Origin of the sequence: Ferruginibacter sp. SUN106, from assembly GCF_050611765.1 — a bacterium.
Classification (GTDB): Bacteria; Bacteroidota; Bacteroidia; order Chitinophagales; family Chitinophagaceae; genus Ferruginibacter.
The window spans coordinates 176,778-201,245 of the sequence record NZ_JBODJC010000003.1; the positions used below are offsets into that span (position 1 = coordinate 176,778).

28 protein-coding genes are annotated in these 24,468 nt (G+C 36.8%); 16 read left to right on the forward strand and 12 right to left on the reverse strand.

Annotated features, from left to right (window positions below):
* Positions 1-2 precede the first annotated feature (2 nt).
* Both ACQ334_RS12100 and ACQ334_RS12105 read right to left on the reverse strand, forming a co-directional pair.
* Positions 3-515 (reverse strand): methylated-DNA--[protein]-cysteine S-methyltransferase, encoded by a 513-nt coding sequence (locus tag ACQ334_RS12100; protein WP_430988481.1) that lies wholly within the window; start codon positions 513-515, stop codon positions 3-5.
* A 146-nt stretch (positions 516-661) separates the two neighbouring features.
* Positions 662-991 (reverse strand): tRNA-binding protein, encoded by a 330-nt coding sequence (locus tag ACQ334_RS12105; protein ID WP_430988482.1) that lies wholly within the window; start codon positions 989-991, stop codon positions 662-664.
* Positions 992-1,046: 55 nt separating this feature from the next.
* Between ACQ334_RS12105 and ACQ334_RS12110 the strand changes: the two genes are divergently transcribed.
* Positions 1,047-1,493, forward strand: coding sequence for a GNAT family N-acetyltransferase (locus ACQ334_RS12110; protein ID WP_430988483.1), 447 nt, complete (start codon positions 1,047-1,049; stop codon positions 1,491-1,493).
* A gap of 25 nt (positions 1,494-1,518) precedes the next feature.
* Here the strand turns inward: ACQ334_RS12110 and ACQ334_RS12115 are convergent, their stop codons facing one another.
* The 5 genes from ACQ334_RS12115 to lon all read right to left on the reverse strand — a co-directional run bounded on the left by ACQ334_RS12115 (position 1,519) and on the right by lon (position 6,577).
* The gene (locus tag ACQ334_RS12115; protein ID WP_430988484.1) at positions 1,519-1,839 is read right to left on the reverse strand and encodes a hypothetical protein; all 321 of its coding nucleotides are present in this window, start codon (positions 1,837-1,839) and stop codon (positions 1,519-1,521) included.
* Between the two features lie 82 nt (positions 1,840-1,921).
* Positions 1,922-2,602: a DUF6000 family protein gene (locus ACQ334_RS12120; RefSeq protein ID WP_430988485.1), complete on the reverse strand. Its 681-nt coding sequence runs from the start codon at positions 2,600-2,602 to the stop codon at positions 1,922-1,924.
* 19 nt (positions 2,603-2,621) lie between these two features.
* Positions 2,622-2,915 carry a DUF952 domain-containing protein gene (locus ACQ334_RS12125; protein WP_430988486.1) on the reverse strand — a complete coding sequence of 98 codons (294 nt, stop codon included), beginning with the start codon at positions 2,913-2,915 and terminating at the stop codon, positions 2,622-2,624.
* Positions 2,896-3,780: a transglutaminase-like domain-containing protein gene (locus ACQ334_RS12130; protein ID WP_430988487.1), complete on the reverse strand. Its 885-nt coding sequence runs from the start codon at positions 3,778-3,780 to the stop codon at positions 2,896-2,898. Before ACQ334_RS12130 ends, ACQ334_RS12125 begins: the two co-directional genes overlap by 20 nt.
* 397 nt (positions 3,781-4,177) lie before the next feature.
* Positions 4,178-6,577, reverse strand: a complete 2,400-nt coding sequence (lon, locus tag ACQ334_RS12135; RefSeq protein ID WP_430988488.1) for an endopeptidase La — start codon at positions 6,575-6,577, stop codon at positions 4,178-4,180.
* Between the two features lie 252 nt (positions 6,578-6,829).
* On the opposite strand from lon, the gene ACQ334_RS12140 reads away from it, so the two are divergent.
* The 4 genes from ACQ334_RS12140 to miaA are packed head-to-tail and all read left to right on the forward strand — an operon-like array spanning position 6,830 to position 10,363.
* On the forward strand, positions 6,830-8,245 hold the full coding sequence (locus ACQ334_RS12140; protein ID WP_430988489.1) for a CCA tRNA nucleotidyltransferase: 1,416 nt from the start codon (positions 6,830-6,832) through the stop codon (positions 8,243-8,245).
* Between the two features lie 27 nt (positions 8,246-8,272).
* Positions 8,273-8,851, forward strand: coding sequence for an IS1096 element passenger TnpR family protein (locus tag ACQ334_RS12145; RefSeq protein WP_430988490.1), 579 nt, complete (start codon positions 8,273-8,275; stop codon positions 8,849-8,851).
* 51 nt (positions 8,852-8,902) lie between these two features.
* On the forward strand, positions 8,903-9,409 hold the full coding sequence (locus tag ACQ334_RS12150) for a DUF2846 domain-containing protein (protein WP_430988491.1): 507 nt from the start codon (positions 8,903-8,905) through the stop codon (positions 9,407-9,409).
* A 54-nt stretch (positions 9,410-9,463) separates the two neighbouring features.
* Positions 9,464-10,363, forward strand: a complete 900-nt coding sequence (miaA, locus tag ACQ334_RS12155; protein ID WP_430988492.1) for a tRNA (adenosine(37)-N6)-dimethylallyltransferase MiaA — start codon at positions 9,464-9,466, stop codon at positions 10,361-10,363.
* Here the strand turns inward: miaA and ACQ334_RS12160 are convergent.
* The 3 genes from ACQ334_RS12160 to ACQ334_RS12170 form a co-directional block, all read right to left on the reverse strand.
* Complete coding sequence (locus ACQ334_RS12160; RefSeq protein ID WP_430988493.1) at positions 10,311-10,721, reverse strand: hypothetical protein; 411 nt, start codon at positions 10,719-10,721, stop codon at positions 10,311-10,313. The two genes, miaA and ACQ334_RS12160, sit on opposite strands and share 53 nt — an antisense overlap.
* A gap of 69 nt (positions 10,722-10,790) precedes the next feature.
* A complete protein-coding gene (locus ACQ334_RS12165; RefSeq protein ID WP_430988494.1) occupies positions 10,791-12,371 on the reverse strand; it encodes a hypothetical protein in 1,581 nt (526 codons plus the stop codon).
* Positions 12,372-12,468: 97 nt separating this feature from the next.
* Positions 12,469-13,164 (reverse strand): hypothetical protein, encoded by a 696-nt coding sequence (locus ACQ334_RS12170; RefSeq protein ID WP_430988495.1) that lies wholly within the window; start codon positions 13,162-13,164, stop codon positions 12,469-12,471.
* A gap of 204 nt (positions 13,165-13,368) precedes the next feature.
* Here ACQ334_RS12170 and proS point away from each other — a divergent pair, with 204 nt between their 5' ends.
* A complete protein-coding gene (proS, locus tag ACQ334_RS12175) occupies positions 13,369-14,847 on the forward strand; it encodes a proline--tRNA ligase (RefSeq protein WP_430988496.1) in 1,479 nt (492 codons plus the stop codon).
* A gap of 100 nt (positions 14,848-14,947) precedes the next feature.
* On the opposite strand, the gene ACQ334_RS12180 is transcribed toward proS, so the two are convergent.
* Positions 14,948-15,961 (reverse strand): hypothetical protein, encoded by a 1,014-nt coding sequence (locus tag ACQ334_RS12180; RefSeq protein ID WP_430988497.1) that lies wholly within the window; start codon positions 15,959-15,961, stop codon positions 14,948-14,950.
* Between the two features lie 73 nt (positions 15,962-16,034).
* On the opposite strand from ACQ334_RS12180, the gene ACQ334_RS12185 reads away from it, so the two are divergent.
* The 6 genes from ACQ334_RS12185 (at position 16,035) to ACQ334_RS12210 (ending at position 19,562) form a co-directional block, all read left to right on the forward strand.
* Positions 16,035-17,180: an IS1595 family transposase gene (locus tag ACQ334_RS12185; protein ID WP_430988498.1), complete on the forward strand. Its 1,146-nt coding sequence runs from the start codon at positions 16,035-16,037 to the stop codon at positions 17,178-17,180.
* A gap of 9 nt (positions 17,181-17,189) precedes the next feature.
* On the forward strand, positions 17,190-17,315 hold the full coding sequence (locus ACQ334_RS12190; RefSeq protein WP_430988499.1) for a hypothetical protein: 126 nt from the start codon (positions 17,190-17,192) through the stop codon (positions 17,313-17,315).
* Positions 17,316-17,347: 32 nt separating this feature from the next.
* The gene (locus ACQ334_RS12195) at positions 17,348-17,806 is read left to right on the forward strand and encodes a hypothetical protein (protein WP_430988500.1); all 459 of its coding nucleotides are present in this window, start codon (positions 17,348-17,350) and stop codon (positions 17,804-17,806) included.
* Between the two features lie 104 nt (positions 17,807-17,910).
* Complete coding sequence (locus ACQ334_RS12200) at positions 17,911-18,486, forward strand: hypothetical protein (protein WP_430988501.1); 576 nt, start codon at positions 17,911-17,913, stop codon at positions 18,484-18,486.
* A 183-nt stretch (positions 18,487-18,669) separates the two neighbouring features.
* Positions 18,670-19,110 (forward strand): hypothetical protein, encoded by a 441-nt coding sequence (locus ACQ334_RS12205; protein WP_430988502.1) that lies wholly within the window; start codon positions 18,670-18,672, stop codon positions 19,108-19,110.
* 11 nt (positions 19,111-19,121) lie between these two features.
* Positions 19,122-19,562 (forward strand): hypothetical protein, encoded by a 441-nt coding sequence (locus ACQ334_RS12210; RefSeq protein ID WP_430988503.1) that lies wholly within the window; start codon positions 19,122-19,124, stop codon positions 19,560-19,562.
* A 21-nt stretch (positions 19,563-19,583) separates the two neighbouring features.
* Here the strand turns inward: ACQ334_RS12210 and ACQ334_RS12215 are convergent, their stop codons facing one another.
* The gene (locus tag ACQ334_RS12215; RefSeq protein ID WP_430988504.1) at positions 19,584-20,357 is read right to left on the reverse strand and encodes an RDD family protein; all 774 of its coding nucleotides are present in this window, start codon (positions 20,355-20,357) and stop codon (positions 19,584-19,586) included.
* Between the two features lie 111 nt (positions 20,358-20,468).
* Between ACQ334_RS12215 and ACQ334_RS12220 the strand changes: the two genes are divergently transcribed.
* The 4 genes from ACQ334_RS12220 to ACQ334_RS12235 are packed head-to-tail and all read left to right on the forward strand — an operon-like array spanning position 20,469 to position 24,466.
* Positions 20,469-21,491: a stage II sporulation protein M gene (locus ACQ334_RS12220; protein ID WP_430988505.1), complete on the forward strand. Its 1,023-nt coding sequence runs from the start codon at positions 20,469-20,471 to the stop codon at positions 21,489-21,491.
* A gap of 22 nt (positions 21,492-21,513) precedes the next feature.
* Positions 21,514-22,281 (forward strand): DUF4129 domain-containing protein, encoded by a 768-nt coding sequence (locus ACQ334_RS12225; protein WP_430988506.1) that lies wholly within the window; start codon positions 21,514-21,516, stop codon positions 22,279-22,281.
* An 8-nt stretch (positions 22,282-22,289) separates the two neighbouring features.
* A complete protein-coding gene (locus tag ACQ334_RS12230) occupies positions 22,290-23,486 on the forward strand; it encodes a DUF4350 domain-containing protein (protein ID WP_430988507.1) in 1,197 nt (398 codons plus the stop codon).
* A gap of 2 nt (positions 23,487-23,488) precedes the next feature.
* Positions 23,489-24,466: an AAA family ATPase gene (locus tag ACQ334_RS12235; protein WP_430988508.1), complete on the forward strand. Its 978-nt coding sequence runs from the start codon at positions 23,489-23,491 to the stop codon at positions 24,464-24,466.
* Positions 24,467-24,468: the final 2 nt, after the last annotated feature.

A 24,468-nucleotide genomic window follows, 5' to 3' on the forward strand; every position in this document is an offset into this window, starting at 1 on the left:
GCTCAAAAAAGTTTCTGCACTCCAAACGCATATTTCGCTTCATGCTCCAGCAGCCATTTCTTTCGCCACAGGTCTCCGCCATATCCAACAAGGCTACCATTACTGCCAATAACCCGATGGCAAGGCACAATAATCGACACATGATTAGTACCATTGGCAGTACCTACAGCCCTTATTGCTTTTACATTTCCTATACGTTTGCTCAATTCTAAATAACTGATCGTTTTACCATAAGGAATATTGCATAATTCCTTCCATACCGTTTGTTGAAATGCCGTCCCTTCCTGTACAATATCCATCGAAAATTCCATGCGCTTGCCGGCAAAATATTCATCCAATTGCGTGATACAATTTTGTATTGCAGTTGATGAAGGTACAGTAAAATTGATATCAGCCTCATTGATAGCATTGCCTTTCCAGCTATTGCAGAATAATAAATGCGACAGCGTATCGCCATTGCTTCTCAGCTCTAATACACCTACCGGCGATTGATAATATGCAATAGTGATACTCATTTGTAATTTTTAATTGTTTTATGGTGTCAGGACAGCTCTAAGCCGTCAGACCGCTAATGGTGTCAAGACGGTTGCAACCGTCAGACACCTAGAATAAAGTAGCTACATTAAGACAAAGGGTCTGACGGCCTGGAGCCGTCTTGACCCTAACCAATCTTACAACCATTCTTTACCTGTAACGATGGTTGCAACAACACCACATCATTGTTTTCGTTATATACACCCAGCACCAGGCATTCGCTGAAAAAATTAGCGATCTGCTTTACAGGAAAATTCACCACGGCAATTACCTGTTTGCCCGCAAGTTTTTCCTTTTCGTATAAGGCAGTTATTTGTGCCGATGATTTTTTAATACCCAGTTCACCAAAATCAATCGTTAATTGAAAAGACGGTTTCCTGGCAGTAGGAAAATCATGCACCTCCAGGATAGTGCCCACTCTTATATCTACTTTTTCAAAATCACTCCAGCTGATCATTGTATTTTTGTTATTATAAAGAAATGAAGTAGTATTGAAAACTAAATTAAGTAAAATGCCGGTAGTAATAAAAAAAGCAGGTCTTGAAGATGTTAAACTGGTAGCGCCATTATTTGATGCCTATCGTATATTTTACAAACAACCTTCCAATGAGGAAGCGGCCGCTGATTTTTTATGGCAAAGATTATTGAATAAAGAGTCTGTAATTTTTATTGCATTTGATGATGATATCGCTGTTGGCTTCTGCCAGTTGTTTCCCATTTTTTCTTCCGTAGGTTTAAAGCGTACCTGGTTGCTGAATGATTTGTATGTAAGTGAAACCGCAAGAGGCAAAGGTGTTGCAGCCGCTTTATTGCAACAGGCAAAGGAATTTGGTGTCGCAACGGACTCCAGGTGGTTGATGTTGCAAACCGGTGCCAATAATCTTACAGCACAATCAGTGTATGAAAAGAATGGCTGGAAGAGGGTGGAGGACTATTTTTATGAGTTGGCGTTAGAGTGAAATTATTTAGATAAAGGGGCTCTATTTAATTTGTAGTTTTAATAACCTCATATATTTTATCAAATCTACCAGCAAGTTCAAGATATTCATCCGACCAGCCATTTGCTATTGAATGTTCCTGGTATGCTGCGGTAGGAGCGAAGTGCATGTATATCTTATCTAAAAACATGGTACTGCCTTTTTCTAATTCCAAAATATACTTATCAATCTCACTACGCATTTGTTCGGGTGTTTCGTAATAAGTCCAAATGCAATCTGAATTATCCCTGATATTATTTTTTACTTTTACAAGAATTTGAATTACTTCTGTAACGAGTTGTTCATATGATTTCGTTAATAAATTCATTATAAAAATTACTCTTAAAATATTTTGAACTGTATTTATTCGTGGCTTGTTAAGAAATCAAGCTACGGTTAATACGAGCACATTATTTCAAATCAGTTAACATCTTTCGAATACGTAAAATGTTTTCAATACTTGCCAGGAATCTTTTCCGACTTCCTTCTAAATTCCAGTTCCCCTTGTCAGCAATAAATTCATCCCAGCTATTTAAAAATAGTTTTGCTTCATTCTTATCTATATATTCTAGTGCACAAAATGCTTCTGCTTGATCAAACCAAAGATCTTTTCTCGATAAATAATATTGCAAATATTGTTTTAAATAATCTTTAGATTTTGCTGTTCCAAAAATTGCCAGAGCAATACTATATCCTGTCCCTGCGTAACAAACTTCACTTTTTAGCAACAGTTTTCCTATTATATCTTCTAATTCCTGATGGTTGTTAATAGCAGCGAAGTAAGCGGCAGTTAATTTGGCTCTCCAGTCGAAATACCCCAAAAGTTTTTTGGTAATAGCTACTGTAAAGTCACCAGCTCCACTAACAAAAACATTTATGGTTTCTGGGTTCGATTTAAATATGTGCTTTAGATAATAAGGAGCAATCCATATTTCGGAAAATTCCCTTGTTAATTCATCTTCATTTCTAGGAACAACTAAATCTTCAAATGGGTTTCTATGCCTGACCGTTGCCCCTGCTACATGTAGCGCCAATGCCTCAGCTTGAGTCTTTGGAAAAAAAAGCTTATTCCAGATTTTCTTAAATTCCATGATACAAATTTTATGTAACTCACCACTTTGTTACATCCACCACCGCATCCAGGTTAATCCTGCCATAAATATGCGGAAACTCTTCATTTATGGATGGTGCCAGTTCAAAAATATGTGGCGACTCTAATTTGCCTTCATCAATATGTAAAATTAAAAGATCGTCCTGTCCCGCATAATATCTTTCAATTACGCCCTGCACCTGTTCTTTCATGCTGGCATGTATAAAACCTTCTTTAGCTAAGGAAGGATGCTCGTAAAAGCCCTGTGCAACAGCTTCCTGCCATTGCGGGTAATTAACTACGTGGTATATCATTATCTAATAAATAAGCCAGTGAAAGCAGTTCATCCATTTTGTAACGATTGCGGTCGTTGTCAAAGCATTTACTCAGTTCCTCTAATAAAAACTGGATAATTCTTTTATTGCTCAGTTGACGGAAATAAGAGTTGGTTGGCGGTACAGAAATGCGTTTAAAATAATTCTCTACATCTTTATGGCTGTACATTTGTCCGTTCAACGGATCAATATAAAAATTTATTTTTTCAGAAGAATGGCCAACAGGGTTTAACAGGTCATGCTGCTGATCAAAATACGCCATAATAAATTGCCTGGGAATATTGATAGCTTTTACCGGTACATCCAGCATTTCGCAAAGCACTAAATAAATAATGCCATTGTTTACGGCATTCCCTTTTTTACTTTCCAGTCCTTTGTTAATTAAATAATCATCAGGATTATTATAAGCAAATTCAACACCTTTTTGTTTGTAATAATTGTACAGAATACTGGTGATAACGTTGATCTGTTCTAATGGTGTCAGGTAACTGTTCAGTTCCAACCAGATATTACGCTTCAGTTTTTCTATTTCCTGGTAAACCGTATTATTATTTAAATCGGGATAATGATATTTTGCAACGAGTAAAGCGCCCTGCAACAGATCTGCATCACCTTCAGCCCAGGCAGTAAAATCATTGGTAAGATCACGAAAATGTAAACGGTGAATCAGTAATTCAATCCTTTCCTGTAATTCTTCGTTAGTAGTATTCTCCCAAAGGTTTTCCAGGTTGGGGATAATAGCTTTGCCAAATGAAATAATTTTATCGCTTACGGTGCTGTAAACAAATTCATCCGGGTCATCAATCAAATGGAGTAAGGCTGATATTTCTTTGTTTTCCTTCATTGGTAATTGAAATTCGGAAAAGGAAACTAAATAAAGAAGTTAAAATTTTCCACAACCGTTATTAACTTTTATAGAACACGGATTGAACGGGTGAAACGGATGATAACGGATTTTTTCTGCTATACAGAAAAAAATCTATTATGATCCTTTTGAAAGTGCTGTGAGTTTAAGCAAAGGGTTTTAAGAAAATCATTTTTTATCCATCCAATCTGTGTCATCCGTATTCCCTCAAAAAAAAATTCCCCCCGAAGAATCGGCGGGAATTTCTTTAACCCTTAAAACAACCAACATGAAACATGCTGATAATTGTAAAACATCAGATACGAGGTTTTGTTTACAAGGGTTTTATATTTTAAAAAATACTTTGTTAATGTAATAAATGTTTAATGTTACAACATTATACCAGTGCCAGTTCCAGTACCTGCTGCATAGTTTTTACATAATGAAATTTAATGCCCTTAATATACTGGCTGTTAATTTCTTCCACATCCTTTTCATTTTGCCAGCACATGATAATTTCTTTTAATCCTGCACGCTTTGCTGCCAGTACTTTTTCTTTAATGCCACCCACAGGCAATACCTGGCCACGTAAAGTAATTTCACCCGTCATGGCTAAATACGGTTTAATCTTACGTCCTGTAAATGCGCTTGCCAATGCAGATAGCATGGTGATACCTGCGCTGGGCCCGTCTTTAGGCACTGCACCTTCGGGTACATGTATATGAATATCTTTTTTATTGAATGTCGCAGGATCGATATTTACCTTTTTGCAATTTGCTTCAAGGTAAGTTAATGCGGTGCTGGCACTTTCCTTCATTACATTACCCAGGTTACCGGTTAATTTTAATTCGCCTTTGCCCTCGCTTAATTGTGTTTCAATAAAAAGAATATCACCGCCAACATAGGTCCATGCCAGCCCTACAGCTACACCGGGCATGTTAGCAATTTTATACAGGTCATTGCTGTATCTTGGCTTACCCAATATCTTTTCAATATCGTTATTAGTAATGGTAGCTTTTAGTTTTCCTTTTATCACCAGTTCTTTTGCCTGGTAACGCATTACGCTGGCTAACTGGCGATCAAGTTCTCTTACACCACTTTCTCTTGTGTAATCTTCTATAATTTTCTGCAGTACGCTATCGCTTAATTTAAAACTGCTTTCAGTTAAGCCGTGCATTTCTTTTTGCTTGGGCATTAAATGCCTTTTAGCAATTTCAATTTTTTCTTCTACAGCATAACCGCTCAGGTCAATAATTTCCAAACGGTCTCTTAATGCCGGCTGAATATTGCTGATATTATTTGCCGTAGCAATAAACAATACTTTGCTCAGATCATATTCTAATTCTAAATAGTTATCGTAAAAACTATTGTTTTGTTCAGGGTCTAAAACTTCCAGCAATGCAGAAGAAGGATCACCATGAACAGTGTTGCCTACTTTATCAATTTCATCCAGTATCATTACCGGGTTACTTGATTTTATTTTGCGTATCGATTGAATGATCCTGCCGGGCATAGCACCAATATAAGTTTTTCGATGGCCACGTATTTCGCTTTCATCATGCAAACCTCCTAAACTTACCCTTACATATTTTCTGTTGATAGCCGCTGCAATACTTTTTCCCAAACTGGTTTTCCCAATACCGGGAGGGCCTAAAAAACAAAGTATCGGCGATTTCATATCACCTTTTAATTTCAGTACAGCTAAATATTCTAAAATCCTTTCTTTAATTTTTTGCATGCCATAATGATCATGATCCAGGATCTTTTTTGATTTCTTAAGATCATACTGGTCTTCTGTATATTCTGCCCAGGGCAGATCAAGCATTAAATCAAGATGATTATAAGTAACCGAATAATCAGGCGTAGATGGATGCATGCGCTCCAGTTTTTCTACACCCTTGGTAAACATTTCTTTTGCAGCTTTAGGCCATTTTTTTGTTTCCGCTTTCTTTTGCATATCTTTTACTTCAGCTACATTATCGCCACCCAATTCTTCTTTGATGGCTTTCATCTGTTGTTGTAAAAAATATTCACGCTGCTGTTTATCTAACTCGTTCCTTGTTTTATTGGTTACTTTATTTTTTAATTCTGCATACTGCAATTCAGTCTGCATTAAGTTCATCAGCAATTCAGCCCTTGCTTTTATATTACTGATCTCTAAAAGTTTTTGCTTTTCTTTTATATCACTGTTTAAATTGCTGCTTACAAAGTGAATTAAAAAAGAAGGATTTTCTATATTCTTTAAAATGATAGCTGCTTCGCTGGGCAGGTTAGGGGAGAGGCCTACAATTTGCCCGGCAAGGTCCTTAATACTGCCTACCATCGCTTCAAAATCAGCATCTCCTTTCAGGTTCTCTTCTGGTAATACTTTTATTTTGGCTTTGAAATAGGGGTCGTCGGTAGTTATTTCCTCAATCTTAAAACGTTTGCGGCCTTGTATAATAATGGTAGTGCCGCCATCAGGCATTTTTATCAGTTTTACAATTTTCGCCACGGTGCCAATATCTTCCAGGTCGCTAACCACAGGTTCTTCCACATTACTGTCTTTTTGCGCTACCACACCTATCAATTTGTCAGCCTTATAAGCATCATTTACCGCCTTTATGCTTTTATCTCTGCCTACTGTTATAGGTATAACCACGCCGGGAAAAAGTACGGTATTTCTTAAAGGAAGAATGGGTAATTCCGCTGGAATAGCCTGTTCATCAGCATTTGCCTCTTCTTCTTCATTCAGGGGAATGATCGGCATAAACTCCATTTCATCTTCCGGCCCCTGTAAATAAAATTTCTTATCCATAATTAATTAAATATAAAGTCAATTTGTCAAACCACACAGTTAAATACTTGTTTTTTGTGCGGACGTGTATATAGTCAATATTGATGCCAAGCCCCAAACTCCAGAGGGGTTTACTACAACTAAACGAATTTGCGGGACATTTTAATTTTTGAAGATTATAAAAAATATTGCGCTAATAAGATTGATAGCATAAAAGAATAAAGTAACTGTTTAAGTTCCCCTTTAGGGGACAGGGGTTTATCTTTGCACTCCATGTATATCAACTGCACAGATAAAGAACTTATAATTTTAGAAAAAATTGCGGCTGCCGCAAAAACAATGCAGGTGCCTTGCTATTTAATTGGTGGTTTTGTAAGAGATAAAATCTTAGGCAGAAATACCAAAGATATGGATGTGGTTTGTGTAGGTGATGGCATTGAACTGGCAAGTAAAGTGGCGGATCAGTTTAAACCCACTCCTGAAGTACATTTCTTTAGAAACTTTGGCACCGCACAAATAAAAATTGACGGGCTGGAAATTGAATTTGTGGGAGCAAGAAAAGAAAGCTACCGTAGCGATAGCCGCAAACCGGAAGTTGAAAAAGGCACGATTGAAGATGATCAGAACAGGCGTGATTTTACTATCAATGCAATGGCAATAAGTTTAAACAAAAACGACTATGGCCAATTGGTAGACCCTTTCAATGGCATTGCGGATTTAGAAGCAAAAAATATTCAAACACCATTAGCTCCGGGTATCACTTTTAGTGATGATCCTTTGCGTATGATGAGGGCTATCCGTTTTGCTACCCAATTAAATTTTACTATTGAAGAAAAAACTTTTGCAGCCATTGGTGAAAATGCAGAACGTATAAAAATTGTAAGCGGCGAAAGAATTGCTGATGAACTGAATAAGATTGTATTGGCATCAAAGCCTTCTGTTGGTTTTGATCTGCTGTACAAAAGCGGGTTGCTTAAGATCATTTTTCCGCAAATGGTAGCTTTGGCAGGTGCGGAATATGTGGATGGCATGGGGCACAAGGATAATTTTTACCACACTTTACAGGTGCTGGATAATATATCCGAAAATACAAATGACCTGTGGTTGCGATGGGCTGCTATATTGCACGATATTGCCAAGCCGGCTACAAAACGATTTGAAGAGGGCCACGGCTGGACCTTTCACGGGCACGAAGCATTGGGTGGCAAATGGGTGCCTAAGATATTTGCCCAGTTAAAACTGCCTCAAAATGAAAAGATGAAGTTTGTGCGTAAACTGGTGGAAATGCATTTAAGGCCTATCAGCCTTACCAAAGAAAATATTACCGATAGCGCTATAAGAAGATTGCTGGTGGATGCAGGTGAAGATTTTGAGGCATTAATGACTTTATGTGCAGCTGATATCACTTCTAAAAACAAACAAAAAGTACAGCGCTACCTGAATAATTTCGACATGGTACGTAAGCGCTGTGCCGAAGTGGAAGAAAGTGATCACCTCCGCAACTGGCAGCCGCCCATTACCGGCGAAATTATTATGGCTACTTTTAATTTACCTCCATCCCGCCGGGTAGGTGATATTAAAACTGCTATAAGAGAAGCAATTTTAGATGGTATTATTCCAAACGAATATGATGCTGCTTTTGCTTATATGTTGCAGAAGGCGCAGGAATTTGGAATTATTAAGTCTTAATTATTAATTATTAATTATTTTTACAGCATGGCTATTTTACGTTTCAGAGTTTATTGGGAAGATGACGACAGTATTTACCGTGATATTGCGATCCGTCATACACAAAATTTTTCGGACCTGCATGGTTGTATTTTAAAAAGCTACGAGTTCGACAGCAAACATAAAGCAACTTTTTACCGCAGTAATGATAACTGGCTTCGTGGCCGGGAAATTTCATTGGAGAAATATGATAAAGCCTATAAGGCAGAGCCTTTGATCATGTCGGAAACGCCAATCAGCTCTGAGATCAGCAATCCCAATCAGAAATTTATTTACGAATACGATTTTAACAAGTTCTGGCATTTTATGGTGGAACTGATCAATGTTGATAAGGAAGAAAATAAAAAATTGACTTATCCTGTTTGTGTAAGAACAGAAGGTATTGCACCTTCGCAATATGGCACCAAAGGTTTGGTGGATAGCCGCCTGGCTGAAATGGAAGAAAAATACGACCTGCAACCGGATGCATTAAGAGAAGGCTTTAGTGAGGAAGGCGACGATGATGGTATTGAAGGAGGAGAGGAGGAAGAAACAGCAAGTGCAGATGAAGGTAACGACGGATTTTAATTGCAATTGATCTTTTGCTGGCGTTAGCGTTTAAAATGGCTCAACTATAATATGAAGCAATTTTTCTTTACATCGCTGTTTATTGCTGTGGGTAGTATTTCATTTGCACAATATGTGATACCTGAAAAAAAGGTAACCCCTAAAAAAATAACTGTAAAGAAAAAAGAACCTTCAAAAACAGTAAATGCAGAGAGTTATATTATCATTTTCAGGGGCAGCCAGTTTGCAGCTTCACTCAGCAATTACAATATTTTTATAGATGGCAGGCAGGTTTGCAAATTAAGCAATGGCAGGTACCTGAAATATCCTGTAAGCCCGGGCAAGCATGAAATTGAAGCTAAAAAATCAGGTGTGGATATTGGAAAGAAAGAAACTTTTGCCAGCGTAATTACAAAAGCAGGTAAAAATAATTATGTTGCCTGCAATATTAAAACAGGGTTGCTTAAAGAAAAATTAGAAATGATGGAAGTAGTGGAAAGTGCCGGCAAGCAATCTGTAAATGATTTAAAAGTAGATAATTGCCAGGGCGATATACAAGAGAAGAAAGGCAAAAACTAACTATACTTACCAGCTATATTTTAAAAGAGTTCTTTACAAACTCAATTATTTAAAATGACCAAGACTTGCATTGTTATTGCAGGGCCAACAGCGGTTGGCAAAACTGCCTTTGCCATTCAACTGGCGCAACATTTACACACATCAATAATTTCTGCCGATAGCCGCCAATGTTTTAAGGAGTTAAACATCGGGGTTGCCAAACCTGCTGCAGAAGAATTACAATTAGTACCGCATTATTTTATTAATTCTCATTCCATACAGGAAGATGTAAATGCAGTGGTGTTTGAACAATATGCTTTACAAAAGATCGATGACATTTTTAAGGAACATGATACTGCTATAATGGTTGGAGGTACAGGTTTGTATATCAAAGCATTTTGCGAAGGCATTGATGAAGTTCCTGTTGTTAATGCAGCAATCAGGGAAAGTATGATTACTAACTACGAACAGAATGGATTGATATGGCTACAAAATGAAGTGAAAAAAAATGATCCGGCCTATTTTTCACAGGGCGAAATAAAAAATCCGCAACGCCTGATGAGAGCACTTGAAGTAAAATTATCGAGCGGCAGGTCAATTCTTGATTTTCAGACTAAACAGAAAAAGCAACGTGAGTTTAATATTGTAAAAATTGGCCTTGAGTTACCTAAAGAACAGTTGGTACAAAATATTAACAGCCGTGTAGAGATAATGATGCAGCAAGGTTTGCTGGATGAAGTTAAACTACTGGAGCCATATAAAAACCTGAATGCACTACAAACCGTAGGGTACAGGGAACTCTTCGATTATTTTAACGGTGACTTATCGTTGAATAATGCAGTAGAAAGAATTAAGATCAACACCCGCCAATATGCAAAACGGCAAATGACATGGTTTAAAAAAGACCAGGAAATAAAATGGTTTAGTCCCCATCACCTTCCAGCATTGCCGGCAGATTTTTTATCGGGAATGTAGATTTATAAACAGGTGATACATCAATATCTGTATCTTTTTCTTCCTTGTTGCCTTCAATTGAAATATTCTGAACAGCAAACTTAATTCCTGTTATTTTCTTTCCTTCATTCCTTAAAAAAGTTACGGTGCCGCTGTTAGCCGGCATATAAAATTTATCATCACCGGTTGTTTCTAAAGAAGTAGTCCCCAGCGAAGAATTCAGGTGTAATACACCATTTTCAAAAACAACATTCACTTCACTGATAGCACTTCCTTGCGGAAATTTATATTTAGCAGCGTATTGTCCTAAAGATTCTTCTGCTTTTATAGTTAAGCAGGAAGCAATAAAAACGGTAAATAAAATGGTGAATTTTTTCATGGCAGGTGAGTTTACTATAAAAATACGCCATACTTGGCAAAATAGTTACACATGTCAAAAAAAAATATTTTAGAATTTAAATCCTAATGTAGCCACTACATTACCTCGCTGCTGTTTAAGGCTGGCAAAAGTATTGGCCCTGTCTTCCAGGCGGTAAGGCAGGTCAATGTCTTTGGCAATATTATGTACATAGGTAAGATCGAAGAACATACCCTTGTTCCTGTAACCCAGGCCGCCACTCAATAACATCTTATTCACCTTGGCAGGAGCATCTTTATAAGGATTGCTGTAATAAGCAAAGCCTAATCTTCCCATGATGGTATTGAATTTTAATTCGCCACCCACCCTGAAATTGAAGTTGCCTTTATACTCACTTTTTACTACTGAATTCAGTTGTTTGTAATACAATTTTTCATCATCAGTAGGGCTTTCATTATTACTGCCAAATCTTGACCCGCTGTAACTAACGTACTCAATATCTGCACTTATAAAAGCTCTCTGTTTTTTTACATTGCTCACTTCACGAAAAACATAAGAGGCGCTTAAAATAGCTTTAAAAGGAGTGGTTTGTGTGTATTTACTTTCACCGGGCTGGCTGTTGGTAAAGGTTTTTGAAGTTTCAATTACAGTAGTATCCAGGCTGTAATTACTTCTCCAGAAAGGGCTTTCTGTTTGTGTATTTAAACTGGTTACCCTGGTATCGGTAAGTAACATATAAGTTGGGGTATGAATTGCTAAACCAATGCGGACATACTCCTGTGGTTTGTAAATGGCGCCCAGTTTAAGATTAAAACCCACTCCTTTAGTGGTAAAGTCGTCGGTATATTCAAATTGCTTAAATCCATTCCTGTTATTGGCCGATGTATCAAATTCTTTAAAGTTGGTATAACTTTTATAATTTACCAGGGGTATTCCAAACGTGCCACCGAAAAACCATTTGTCTTCATGATTATGTGCAAAGCCTAATGCCAGTTCTGTAATACCACCGCTTGTGGTATGCAGCATTTCCTGCCTTATTGCATTACCTGCATCTAAAATAAATTCCGGCGCTGCTTTTACCTTGTATACTCTTTGTCCGTTTACAACAGTAGAAAAAGTATCGATCAGGTAGGTATTCAATGCAATTGCTGAACCATAAGGCAGGGGTGAATTAGTGGTGAGCACTTCATTAATTGTACGGCCACTTTTTGCAAATTCTTCTGCAAATTGTTCTCCAAAGGAACTATAATTATTCAATCCTTTATATTGAATGCTGTTGTTGAAATTAGCAGTTTGTGTTACTACTAAACTAATGGCATTACTCACTTTGGGTTTGTACCTATCGCCAAAACCCCAAACCCATCCACTGGTACCAAATCCAAAACTGTTTTTTTTACTTTGATTAGCTGTTTCCCTGAAATTGATTTTGTTATTATTTAATACAAAGCCCGGCGTTAAAACAAATTCTCCGGTTTTATAAAAACCAAGACCGGCAGGATTGACAAAAGTAGCGTTGATATCCCCACCTAAAGATCCCATGGCACCACCAATAGCGATATTGCGTGCCGTACCATTTTGAGGATAATAAGAATAGCGCAAAGCATCTTCGGGTGTTTGTGCAAAAATTGCTGAGCTGATACAAAGATTTATGAGGAGTAAATATTTTTTCATGGCGTATGAGTTTTACAGTCCAATAATTTAGTTTGGATAATTAAGTGGTACAATTGCTCTTGCTGAACAATTGTGTTGTTATAGTCAATAGTTACTATCAACCTCTTCCCGGCCTTGGAACACTGGTTCCGGAACTGCTGCCACCTGATGAAGAGCCGCTGCTACTGCTGCTGGAACTGTTGTTGGTAGATGGGGTGTAGGTTCTGGTATTGTTATTATTAGATGAGGAATTGCTATTACTATTATTGCCACTTGGTGTAAATACTTCTCTTATAATATTACCAAATTTACTACCTCCATTATTGCTGTTGTTATATTGCCTTGATGAAGATTGAGTAGTAGTAGCGCCGGTTTTAGGATTGGTTACAATAGCGCTGGAATAATTTTTATAAGTATTTAAATTCACCATTCTTGGTGTGCTGTTAACAGCAACAGCGGGTACTACTCTGGGATAGTACAATGGTTTTGAATAATAGTAAGGGTTGTAATAGTAACCATAATTATTGCAATTACAATTACAGTAATGGTAAGGGCTATTGTTATAACTGTAATCGTAATCGTTATCCAGCTCTCTCCACCTGCGGTCACGTATGGTCATTCTTATCCTGTTATTATCAGCCGTATTTTCAGCAGGTTTTGCTTCTTCTCTGTTACGGTCATTATCTTTTCTTTCTTCTGCAGGTCTTACCGGGCTATAATAAACATCATCGGGTGTTTGGCCACTTTTATAGGCAGTGCTGCAACTGGTAAAAGCTGCTGCAGATAAGGCAATGAGTAAAATTTTAGCATTCATGGCAATAGTTTTAATGATTTAAAAATGAAGTTACTACTTTTGTGCTGGTTTTAAAAGCACTTTATGGTTAATATGTATCAAACTGTTTGCCATAAGACAGCCGGGTTTAATGTTTTGCTGTTAAAGATGTGCTAAATGGTTTTGCAATAATGATTTATAATTACTGAACATAAAAATAACTGCCACAAGGCAGTATGAAGGAAAATGGCAAAAGAACTAACATCAAGGGCAGAAGATTATTCGCAATGGTATAACGACCTGGTTATAAAAAGTGGCCTGGCCGATCATTCGGCCGTACGTGGTTGTATGGTGATAAAACCTTATGGTTTTGCCCTTTGGGAAAACATGCGGGACCAGTTGGACAGAATGTTTAAAGACACCGGGCATGTAAACGCCTACTTTCCGTTATTTGTACCCAAAAGTTTATTTGAAGCGGAGGAAAAAAATGCAGAAGGGTTTGCAAAGGAATGTGCTATTGTAACACATTACCGTTTAAAAAATGATCCTGATAATAAAGGAAAATTAATGGTTGATCCCGAAGCAAAATTAGAAGAGGAACTGATCATTCGCCCAACAAGTGAAGCCATCATCTGGAATACCTATAAAGGCTGGATACAATCTTATCGTGACCTGCCTTTGCTCATTAACCAATGGGCAAACGTGGTGCGTTGGGAAATGCGTACCCGTTTATTTTTACGCACAGCCGAATTTTTATGGCAGGAAGGCCATACTGCTCACGCCACAAAAGAAGAAGCGATAGAAGAAACTACAAAGATGCTGGATGTATACGCCGATTTTGTAGAGCAATATATGGCGGTGCCGGTTATTAAAGGAGTGAAAACGCCTAACGAACGTTTTGCTGGTGCAGAAGACACTTATTGCATAGAAGCATTAATGCAGGATGGTAAAGCGTTGCAGGCAGGTACATCTCACTTTTTAGGACAAAATTTTGCCAAAGCATTTGATGTAAAGTTCAGTGATAAGAATAACAAGCTGGACTATGTATGGGCAACATCATGGGGTGTTTCTACAAGGTTGATTGGTGCTTTAATAATGGCACATAGTGATGACCAGGGATTAATAATGCCACCACGAATTGCGCCTACTCAAGTGGTGATTGTGCCTGTATACAAGGGCGAAGAAAGTAAAGCCGTAATTGATGCCAGGGCAAATACAATAGTAAGTCAGTTAAAGGCATTAGGCATAAGAGTAAAGTTTGATAACAATGATAACAGCCGCCCGGGTTGGAAATTTGCAGAGTACGAATTAAAAGGTGTGCCTGTAAGAATTGCTATGGGGTTACGTGATATTGAAAATAATGTGGTGGAATTAGCAAGAAGAGATACAAAAGAAAAAAGCAGTGTTAGTATTGATGGAATTGCTGATTATGTATTGCAATTGCTGGATACCATTCAGCAGAATATTTACGACAGAGCACTTGCTTTCAGAGACGAACACATCACTAAAGCCAATACATGGGATGAATTTGTAAAATTACTGGATGAGAAAGGTGGTTTTATAGCTGCACACTGGGATGGTACCGGGGAGACAGAAGATAAAATTAAAGAACAAGCAAAGGCAACTATCCGTTGTATTCCATTGAATAATGAACAGGAAGCCGGTGTTTGTATTTTAACAGGTAAACCAAGTACGCAAAGGGTATTATTTGCAAGAGCATACTAAAGTTGTTTATTCAATTAATTTTAAAGGCATTGAAAATTCGGCTATAACAACTAAAGAGGTACAGGAATTTAAGGGTGAAGCGGCGTCGTTTTGTCCTTTTTTATTTTCTGTACCTTTTATTGTCCTCATAATTTTCTTCATCAATAATTACAACATCGGTATTGGGGAATATATTTATTGCTGCTCTTATTTCACAATATGCAACTTTATTTGTAATAAGATTTATGTACGTAATCTTTTCAAACACAGCAGCAACATAAGTTCCATTTCTTACCTTATTAATATCATCCGAGGGAATCTTTTCCTGCAAATCCGAATTAAATTTTCTGAAAGATTGAGAAGCTACATAAGCCTTCAAAGGGCCTGGAACAGATTTTCTTGTGAAACGAATATTCCTTATAATACTATCTGTTACAAAAGGGTCTTTTGGCTCGGTAAATATAGAAATAACAGCATTGTGTTCTATCAATTTTATAGGCTGTTTGCCTACATTAAATGCTTCCTGAACAAGAGAACAGTTCCCAATACTATCAACCTCTATACTGATATGCAGCATATCCAAGTATGGTTTATTTTCTTTTTCAAATTGGGTTTGGCTTTGTTGAAGCGAATTAATTTGCGCTTCAACAGATTGTCTTGTCAAATCAAGATTATCATCATCTCTTTTGCTCCTTTCCTCAATATCTCTTTTATTCAAATTATAAGTAGCGGTATCTCTTTCATAAGAAATACTATCTTTTCTTCTGTTAAGAGAATCAAGGAATCTTTCTCTTTCGGATTGGGCAATATCTTTTTTTCTTGCGTCTATCAATCCCCACCAAGTAAAACCCAAAGCTCCCAACGTACACAACAAAAGAAAAGCATTTACAAACAATCCTATTTTACTAAACTTATTTGCCCTTCTCGCCTCTATAATTGGTCTATCATCGTTATCTCTCTCAACCTTACAAGTGATGATTGGATGGGTATGGCAACCTTTCTTCTCATCTTTTTTAGTTTCGGTTTTGGAATCATCGCTTTGGCTTTTGGAATGGAGCAACTCACCTCCAAAACTGGCATTATCAGAGCTATCGGGGAAATCGTTACTGGTATCGGGTTGTTGTGGTTCAGCCATTTTTTATTCAAGTTTTCAGTAACCTATTTTTTTCATTACTAAGTTGTTTTGACTTTACTAAAATACTAAATATATGTTTAAGAATCTTAGAGAATTAATTACTTCAATGCCTGACGAAACTACTTGCAGGAACTACTTAATTAAAGAACGTTGGGATGGGGTTATAGTATGCCCTTATTGCTCTTGTGAGAGGGTAACTGTTATAGAAGGTGGTAAACGTTTTAAATGTAACCATAAAGACTGTAGAAAGAACTTTAGTGTACAGGTAGGAACTATCATGGAAGCATCTAAAATACCCTTGTGCAAATGGCTTACAGCTATCTATTTAGTTACTGCACATAAAAAAGGGATTAGTTCTTATCAGTTGGGAAGGGATTTAGGGATAAGCCAAAAGACAAGTTGGTTTATGTTACACCGTATAAGAGAAATGTTAAGGATAAAGGACAATGTTAAGTTAGATAACATTGTAGAAGTGGACGAGGTTTACATTGGTGGAAAAGTTCGCAATATGAGCAAAACAAAACGTGCCAAATTAAGAGAAGAAGGCAATACTTATAATACCAAAACAATGGTAATGGGATTGCTTGAAAGAGGCGGCAACTTAAAACTAATAACTATTGGTAATTCAAATAATTCAATGGCTATACAGCCTACAGTAAAAGACAATGTAAATACCGATGCAGTTGTAATTACTGACAGCTTAGGAAGCTATACCGGATTAAATAAGAGTTTTGCAGCCCATGAGATTGTAAACCATTCCGAACAGGAATATGTAAGGGAAGGGAATATACACACCAACTCCATTGAAGGGGCTTTTAGCCTGCTTAAAAGGTCTATAATTGGTATTTACCATCAAGTAACTCCAAAGCATTTAAGTCGTTATTGCGATGAAACCATGTTTCGATATAACCTTAGAAAAATGAAAGATGCTGACAGGTTCACATTTTCACTAAATTACATGACTGGGAGATTAACCTACAAAGATTTAATACAAGAAGGTAAAAAAGCTGAAAAAACTGAATACGTGCCCTTAAATACCCCTTTGAATATAAGAGGTAAAAAACAGTCTGTTGTTCAAATTAAAGATGGGGAAGTTATTGCTACCTATAAGAGTATTGCGGCAGCAGCTAAGATTAACGGATTAAGCCCTAAAAACATTAGGAGAGTATTATTAGGAGTGCAAGTAACCTGTGGTGGATGCCATTGGAATTATGCCTAAATTTGGTACATGGCAAAAGCTACAAAACCAAAAAAGAAAGCAGTTCCCAACATTACAGTTAAGACAAACTTAACGGCAGACCAATTACTAAAACTGGCTTTAAATACTCCAATTAAGAAAGCTAAAAAGAAGTAGTTGTTTTGACAAAACTTTGTTAGTTTAGGCTAATGAATGAACAATTAGCTTTAGAAATACTCAAAACTATACAAAAAGGCGAGAGTAATGGTTACCAAACCATTAAGAATGATGTGCTTAATATGCCATCTTTTCACGAATTAACAGAAAATGACTTCAAGGTAGTTTTTGATAAATTACTGGAAAATCAATGTATTGTTACATTCAGAGATATAAACACAAATAATTTAAGAAGTTTTAAACTTAATAATACAAAAGATTGTATCTCAATTTATCAAAATAAAGCTACAGCCGCCTTAAATGAATTAGAAAAAACAAAAGAAAAGGATAATCTTACTGTACAGCAATTACGAACGCAGGTAATGCTACTAACTGAGCAATTAGCTGATTTTCCCCGAATGAAAAGACAAAGAAGAAATGCAATTATTGTTGCAATTTTTGCCATATCAGCAACAATAATATTAGGAGTATTAAACTATTCAAAAAAGTAATCAACCTCCAATAAAATATTTCTTTTTTCATTTACAATATTCTGTTACACAAAAGTAGTAAAGATATTAGTTGCTTTGACGATACTTTTAAAATGCATTAAAGAATGGATATAAAATTATTTAAGGATTTACCACAAGAGGAACAAGACAGATGGGAACTTGATTATATGCAATCTACAGTAATTGTCAGAGGGAATATATTAAATGCTGTTACATCTTTAGAAATGGTAATAGACCTGTATATTACTAGCTATTTTACTGATGATGTAGATAAAAGTGAGGAGTTAATGAACTTGATAATAGCCCCTAGAATGAGCTTCGAAAATAAAGTGCAGGTATTAATGGTTTTAATTGAAAAATATAGACCTGAAATATTAGCAAGCAATAAGACAATGACAAGCGATTTAATTGCTATAATTCAAGAGAGGAATATATTAGCCCATTATCCATTAGATACAACACCTTGGGGATTACAAACTTATTACGAAACACACGACCTTACATTTTTTAAGTTTAAAAACGTAAGAGAAGGAGATGGTAAGGGAGCAAAAAAGGAGATAAAACTAACTACAAACGTGCTTTATAATGTAAAGAAATCGGAAAACCTCCTTACCCTTATAAATAAATACCATTTGCTTATTGCTACAACGATAAAAACTGCGCCGCCCCCTACAAATTAGCAATTTGCGCAAACTGGTAAAATGGTAATAACGGGGGAGGAACTATTTAAGAGAAGTTTTTGCCTAAAAGTAACTAACCTGTCTTATCCTGTACCTTTATGTTAGTTGAGACCGAAAATTCAATGCCTTTTCTTTTGTACTTTAAAGAAAGTTATACATATTCGCAATGCTTAAATATTATTTATGGATCAACTACAGGAAGATTTCCTTTCTTCAGAAGCAGAACTTACAATCGATAATGAAGCTTCGGGTTACTTAATTGAAACCTCAGGCTGGGCAAAATTTATTGCGATCACTTTTTTCAGCATTGTTGGCCTGATCATTTTGTTTTTTGTGTTTTACAGCAATGACTTAATTAAAAGCTATACCGGTCGTTACGAAAATCCTGATGATTTTAAAACGGCTTTTATTGTAGGGCTTGTAGTAGCATTGGTTGTTATTACAGCTGTGGTAGGCGTAATGTATTATTTTCTTTTAGCCTTTGCCAATTACACACGTAAGGGGCTTGCAACTGAAAATATAAATACAGTCAACAATGGGCTGAAAGCATTAAAAGTACATTTTATTATTGTAGCAATTGTTAGCATGATCAGTATCCTCATCAGTATTTATAATCTTTTTTAAAATCATTTTCAATGACAGAAGAAGTACAACAACAAACGATATTCAGCTTTAATTTTGATGATAAAAGTAAAGAACATATTAAAAGCATTGGCCAGTGGGCTGTTTATAACGCAATTCTTTCTTTTATTGCTTTAGGCATAAGTATATTTCAATTTATGATGGCCTCATCTGAAGTATACAACAGTCCTGCATTTACCATGGGCATTAAAGCAAATAACGGGCTCACACTTTTTTTCCAGGTTGTATTTTCTGTATTGCTCAATGTTTATTTATACAATACATCAGTAAAATTAAAAAAGGGCATTGATGCAATGGATAGCCGTACGTTAACAAAGGGCTTTGGCCTTTTACGCACTTATTATAAAATTTACGGCATATTGCTCATCATTGTTTTAATAATTTGTAGTCTTGGTCTTGTTTACCTGTATTCGATGAGGGGAGCAGGATTTTAATAATGGATAGAAAATTAGCCTTTATTCTTTTGTAGCTAAATAATTGTAATCTTCTAAAAGTTTTTCTAAGAACATATCGGGGTGCATTTCGGTATTTATTTTTAAAACGTCTTTTACCTTCATGGCCACCCGGTTGCACATATCGTAATTGCCGGTTTTATTGGCTTGCGTTACCACGCCTTTAATAGTATTGATATCCCTGTCGCTGAGCCGCATTACATCAGGAAAAGTTACTTTATAATCCGTTTTATTGATCTCCATAAAAATGGTATCATCAACCGATAATTTTGTTTTGGTATTCACCACCACAGTTTCGGCAGCAAGGTCGCCAAGGCGCTGCCCTTTAGCTGTAACCGCTATTACAATCACACAAACAATACCGCCAATGAATAATACCATTAAACCGGCACCACTGCGCCAAAATACTACCAGGATGATAGAACCCCATTCGTAAAAGCGTATAAATGCCCTCAACAGGTATTGCCCCAGGGTAGGTTCTCCACCGTCTAAACTCACCACTTTTATCTTTAAGATCTTCTTCCCCAATGTTTGGCCATTAAAGAAAAGTTCTGTGAGGAGTGTATACAAGAGCATAGGTAATAGTATAACAACGTACGCAAATCCAACTTCGCCGTAACCAATCTCAATACCGTCTAAAAAAAGCGACCTCATACTTAAATAGTAAATACCCAGGATGGCGAAGTCTATCATATACGCCAATAGCCGTTTGTGGAATTCGGCTTGCTCAAATTCAATATCAATATTAAACGGAGTGGCTATTTGAATGATTGACATAAGTATTTCAAATATCGGAATAAAATAACAGAGTTTTTTACGGATACAATTTTTTTATTCAAATAAAAAGTGAGAATTTCAATAATTATAAATAAAGTTTATTTTTAGCCCATGAGAGAGGCGATGTTTATTAAGAAGAATGCGGCAAAATGGAAAGAATACCAGCATTCTGAAACCGATAACCCTGATGAAACTGCTGAACGCTTTATCACACTTATCGACGATCTTTCTTATGCCAAGACTTTTTACCCTAAAAGTAAGGTTACCCGTTGGATCAATGGGATAGCGGCAGGTATCTATCAAAGTATTTATAAAAACAAAAAAGAAAAATATACCAGGATATTCACTTTCTGGAAATTTGAACTACCCTTATTATTCAAAAGATACCATCGCATTTTATTATTCACCTTTTTACTGGAAGTATTTATTGTATGTATAGGATGGTGGGGATCGGCTACCAACGACGAATTTATGCGAAATGCATTACCACCCGGATATGTGGATATGACGGAAGAAAATATTGCCAAAGGAGATCCGTTTGGCGTTTATAAGGACGATAATATGTTTACCACTTTTGTACGCATTGCTATGAACAATACGTTTGTGGCACTGTTAATGGTTATCGGTGGTGTTGCGCTGGGAATATGGACGCTCATTTCGGTATGGCAAAACGATATTATGCTCGGTGCTTTTCAGTATATGTTCTTTAAAAATAACCTGGGCTGGCAATCTATTTTAGTGATTTGGATACACGGTACGTTGGAAATATTATCGTTTATCATTGCTGCAACAGCGGGTCTTATCATTACCCAGTCCATACTTTTTCCCGGTACTTATTCAAGAATGCTGAGTTTTAAAAGAGGTATTAAAGATGCAATGAAAATAATGATCGTACTGGTACCGCTTTTTATTTTGGCCTCTTTTTTAGAAACCTATGTTACACACCTGATGAGCCAGTCATTCGACAAGGAAAAAAACTTTGGCTTACCAATCTGGGCAGGTGTTTTAATTTTGGCGGCTTCCCTCAGTTTTTTAGTGTGGTATTTTGTTATCCTTCCTATACGTTTACATAAAAAAGGTTATTATCTTCAGTCCGATGGTATCATTGGCAGGCTGAAACAACAAAATGCGTAAACATATTTTCATATCATTTTTCATGTTGTTATTTTTTGCTGCAGCCGATGCCCAGCAAAACAAGGGCGATGAAGATTCTGTTGTGGAAGCACCGGTGACAGATGACCAGGTAATGGAAGAGAAAGCCAGTGATACGCTATTTGTAGATACAACATTGAATTATAATAAACCTTTTGTTGCTGCTGACTCCGTAAAAGCATGGAAAGAATTAAAAGAGTTTGCGTATGTAAAGAATATGGACAGTTTACTGGCCGCTGCAAAAAGAAATAAACCGCAAAAACAAGAAACCACAGAGCAGCCAAGGGATACCAGCGGCAACTGGTTAGAAAGATTGTTCTCTTCCAAAGGCCTCCAGTTTTTTTTCTGGGCATTAGCCATACTTTTTGTACTCTTCATTCTGTATAAATTGTTTTTAACAGAAGGCGTATTTAGAAAAAAATCTACTTCAGTAAAACCTAATACACCGGAAGCTGAAGAAGAAATTATAAGTAATGAAAGCGACCTTGCTATAATGATAAGGCAGGCTGTGCAAAGTGGCAATTACAGGTTAGCTATTCGCTACCAGTATTTGCAAACCCTGTTTAAACTGTCTGCAAAAAATCTTATTGAAATGGCAGCGGATAAAACCAACAACCAATATGTAAGAGAAATTACCAATGCTAATTACCAAAATGATTTTGCAGCACTCACTTTAAATTACGAGTATGTATGGTATGGCGAATTTGCCATTGACGAAAATGTTTACAGGCGATTGGAGGCGGGGTTTTCACAATTCAACAATAAATTATAACTTTTAATTTGAGTAATAAGTTCCTACATATTTTTTTAATGCTGGTTATTGCAGGCTGGCTGACAGGTTGTAGCCGGGATGACGGTGGCAAAAGATTGCCCAGCCTGGAAGAGACGTATTCAAGAACCGACAAAAATCCTTTTGGTACTTATGTCGCTTACCAGCAGATGGAAAATATGTTCAGCCGTAATACAATAAGGGAAAAAAGACAACCATTTGATAAAACATGGGCAGCGATATCTGACACAGGTTCATTATATATCAGCTTTTCCAAATTCTTATTTGTAAATGAAGATGAAGCCAAAGCAATGATGGATTATGTATATGCAGGCAATACGCTTTTCATTGCAGCCAATTATTTTGATACCGTATTGCTGAGCAAAATAAAATGTAAAGAAAATTACTCGGCGCTCCCTTATTTACAATACGATTTTTTTGATTCAGTACGCACTACTAATACTTCCTCCAATGACAGTGCGTTTTCTTATTACTACCATCCTTTTAAAAGTAATTTTGAATATAGGGATAGTGTTTTTACAAAAGTGCTTGGCGTAAATGACGAAAATAAACCTAATTATATCCTGTATTTTCATGGAAAAGGAAAACTTTTTTTGCATTGCGACCCTAAAGCATTCAGCAATTATTTTTTGCTGAAGAATGATAATTACAAATACCTGCAAAACAGTTTTGCATACACGGCTAATTATCCCGATCATTTATACTGGGATGATTATTACAGGAAGATAGGCTCACGCAGAAGCAGCGAAAGTTCATTATCCGCTATATTAAATAATCCGCCATTGGCCTGGGCATTCTGGCTGATATTGCTTTTAGGATTGCTCTACGTTTTATTTGGCGGTAAACGCAGGCAGCGGATCATTGATAAAATCAAGCCCAACGAAAACACCACTGTTACCTTTACTGAAACTATTGGCCGCCTGTACCTGCAACAAAAGGACAATAAGAATATTGCAGAAAAAATGAGTACTTATTTTAACGAGTATGTTCGCAATAATTACTTTTTAAATACTAATCTTGTGAATGATGATTTTATAACTTCTTTGAGCAGGAAAAGCGGGGTGGACAGGAATAAAGTAGAATCGCTGTACCGTGCCATACATCATGTGCAGAGTAATGCTGCGGTGGATGACTATCAATTATTATCTTTAAATGAGCAAATACAAAACTTTTATAAACAGAAGTAATTATGGAAGAAAATATTTTTGAACAAAGGATTGATCTTAGTGGACTGAGCAGGTCGGTATACGAAATAAGAAATGAGATTGGCCGAGTAATTATTGGTCAGCATAAAATGGTGGACCTGTTGCTCATCGGTTTACTTTGCGATGGCCATATCTTAATTGAAGGTGTACCCGGCGTGGCAAAAACATTAACCGCAAAATTGATCGCCAAGATCATTGATGTGGATTTTTCCCGCCTTCAGTTTACGCCCGATCTGATGCCCAGTGATGTGGTGGGTACTTCTGTATTCAATCCTAAAGAAGGTGACTTCCGTTTTAAATCGGGCCCCATCTTCAGCAATATTGTTTTGATAGATGAGATCAACAGGGCACCTGCAAAAACGCAGGCCGCTTTATTTGAGGTAATGGAAGAGCGCCAGGTTACCGTTGACGGATATACGCATATTATGCAAACGCCGTTTATTGTATTGGCAACACAAAATCCCATTGAACAGGAAGGAACCTATCGTTTGCCTGAAGCACAGTTAGATCGTTTTCTTTTTAAAATAGAGGTAGAGTACCCAACGCTGGCAGAAGAAATAAGCATACTTACAAAGCAACAGGGAAAAACACAGGGGCAGATGCTGGAAGATGTAAGAAAGATATTATCGCCGGTGGATATTCAGCATTACCGCAACCAGATACAATCAATAATTATTGAGCCTAAGCTGATAGAATTTATTGCCCGTATTGTAAATGAAACCAGGAACAATCCTGCATTGTACTTAGGCGCATCACCAAGGGCATCGCTGGCAATCTTAAAATCTGCTAAAGCAAATGCGGCTGTAAAAGGAAGAGATTTTGTAACCCCGGAAGATATTGTGGAAATGGCGCCTCATGTGTTGCGCCACCGCATTATACTTACACCCGAAAAAGAAATGGAAGGTATTACAGCGGATGACCTGATTGAAATTATTTTAAAAGCGATTGAAGTACCACGTTAATA

Excerpts from the sequence above, each read along its gene's own strand:
- ACQ334_RS12195 (WP_430988500.1), top strand. The coding sequence starts at position 17,348 with ATGAATGAACAATTAGCTTTAGAAATACTCAAAACTATACAAAAAGGC.
- ACQ334_RS12150 (WP_430988491.1), top strand. The coding sequence starts at position 8,903 with ATGAAGCAATTTTTCTTTACATCGCTGTTTATTGCTGTGGGTAGTATT.
- ACQ334_RS12105 (WP_430988482.1), bottom strand. The coding sequence starts at position 991 with ATGATCAGCTGGAGTGATTTTGAAAAAGTAGATATAAGAGTGGGCACT.
- ACQ334_RS12170 (WP_430988495.1), bottom strand. The coding sequence starts at position 13,164 with ATGAATGCTAAAATTTTACTCATTGCCTTATCTGCAGCAGCTTTTACC.
- ACQ334_RS12185 (WP_430988498.1), top strand. The coding sequence starts at position 16,035 with ATGTTTAAGAATCTTAGAGAATTAATTACTTCAATGCCTGACGAAACT.
- ACQ334_RS12120 (WP_430988485.1), bottom strand. The coding sequence starts at position 2,602 with ATGGAATTTAAGAAAATCTGGAATAAGCTTTTTTTTCCAAAGACTCAA.
- ACQ334_RS12115 (WP_430988484.1), bottom strand. The coding sequence starts at position 1,839 with ATGAATTTATTAACGAAATCATATGAACAACTCGTTACAGAAGTAATT.
- ACQ334_RS12215 (WP_430988504.1), bottom strand. The coding sequence starts at position 20,357 with ATGTCAATCATTCAAATAGCCACTCCGTTTAATATTGATATTGAATTT.
- ACQ334_RS12190 (WP_430988499.1), top strand. The coding sequence starts at position 17,190 with ATGGCAAAAGCTACAAAACCAAAAAAGAAAGCAGTTCCCAACATTACA.
- proS (WP_430988496.1), top strand. The coding sequence starts at position 13,369 with ATGGCAAAAGAACTAACATCAAGGGCAGAAGATTATTCGCAATGGTAT.
- ACQ334_RS12210 (WP_430988503.1), top strand. The coding sequence starts at position 19,122 with ATGACAGAAGAAGTACAACAACAAACGATATTCAGCTTTAATTTTGAT.
- ACQ334_RS12180 (WP_430988497.1), bottom strand. The coding sequence starts at position 15,961 with ATGGCTGAACCACAACAACCCGATACCAGTAACGATTTCCCCGATAGC.
- ACQ334_RS12100 (WP_430988481.1), bottom strand. The coding sequence starts at position 515 with ATGAGTATCACTATTGCATATTATCAATCGCCGGTAGGTGTATTAGAG.
- ACQ334_RS12200 (WP_430988501.1), top strand. The coding sequence starts at position 17,911 with ATGGATATAAAATTATTTAAGGATTTACCACAAGAGGAACAAGACAGA.
- lon (WP_430988488.1), bottom strand. The coding sequence starts at position 6,577 with ATGGATAAGAAATTTTATTTACAGGGGCCGGAAGATGAAATGGAGTTT.
- ACQ334_RS12130 (WP_430988487.1), bottom strand. The coding sequence starts at position 3,780 with ATGAAGGAAAACAAAGAAATATCAGCCTTACTCCATTTGATTGATGAC.
- ACQ334_RS12235 (WP_430988508.1), top strand. The coding sequence starts at position 23,489 with ATGGAAGAAAATATTTTTGAACAAAGGATTGATCTTAGTGGACTGAGC.
- ACQ334_RS12225 (WP_430988506.1), top strand. The coding sequence starts at position 21,514 with ATGTTGTTATTTTTTGCTGCAGCCGATGCCCAGCAAAACAAGGGCGAT.
- miaA (WP_430988492.1), top strand. The coding sequence starts at position 9,464 with ATGACCAAGACTTGCATTGTTATTGCAGGGCCAACAGCGGTTGGCAAA.
- ACQ334_RS12160 (WP_430988493.1), bottom strand. The coding sequence starts at position 10,721 with ATGAAAAAATTCACCATTTTATTTACCGTTTTTATTGCTTCCTGCTTA.
- ACQ334_RS12145 (WP_430988490.1), top strand. The coding sequence starts at position 8,273 with ATGGCTATTTTACGTTTCAGAGTTTATTGGGAAGATGACGACAGTATT.
- ACQ334_RS12110 (WP_430988483.1), top strand. The coding sequence starts at position 1,047 with ATGCCGGTAGTAATAAAAAAAGCAGGTCTTGAAGATGTTAAACTGGTA.
- ACQ334_RS12205 (WP_430988502.1), top strand. The coding sequence starts at position 18,670 with ATGGATCAACTACAGGAAGATTTCCTTTCTTCAGAAGCAGAACTTACA.
- ACQ334_RS12125 (WP_430988486.1), bottom strand. The coding sequence starts at position 2,915 with ATGATATACCACGTAGTTAATTACCCGCAATGGCAGGAAGCTGTTGCA.
- ACQ334_RS12140 (WP_430988489.1), top strand. The coding sequence starts at position 6,830 with ATGTATATCAACTGCACAGATAAAGAACTTATAATTTTAGAAAAAATT.
- ACQ334_RS12165 (WP_430988494.1), bottom strand. The coding sequence starts at position 12,371 with ATGAAAAAATATTTACTCCTCATAAATCTTTGTATCAGCTCAGCAATT.
- ACQ334_RS12220 (WP_430988505.1), top strand. The coding sequence starts at position 20,469 with ATGAGAGAGGCGATGTTTATTAAGAAGAATGCGGCAAAATGGAAAGAA.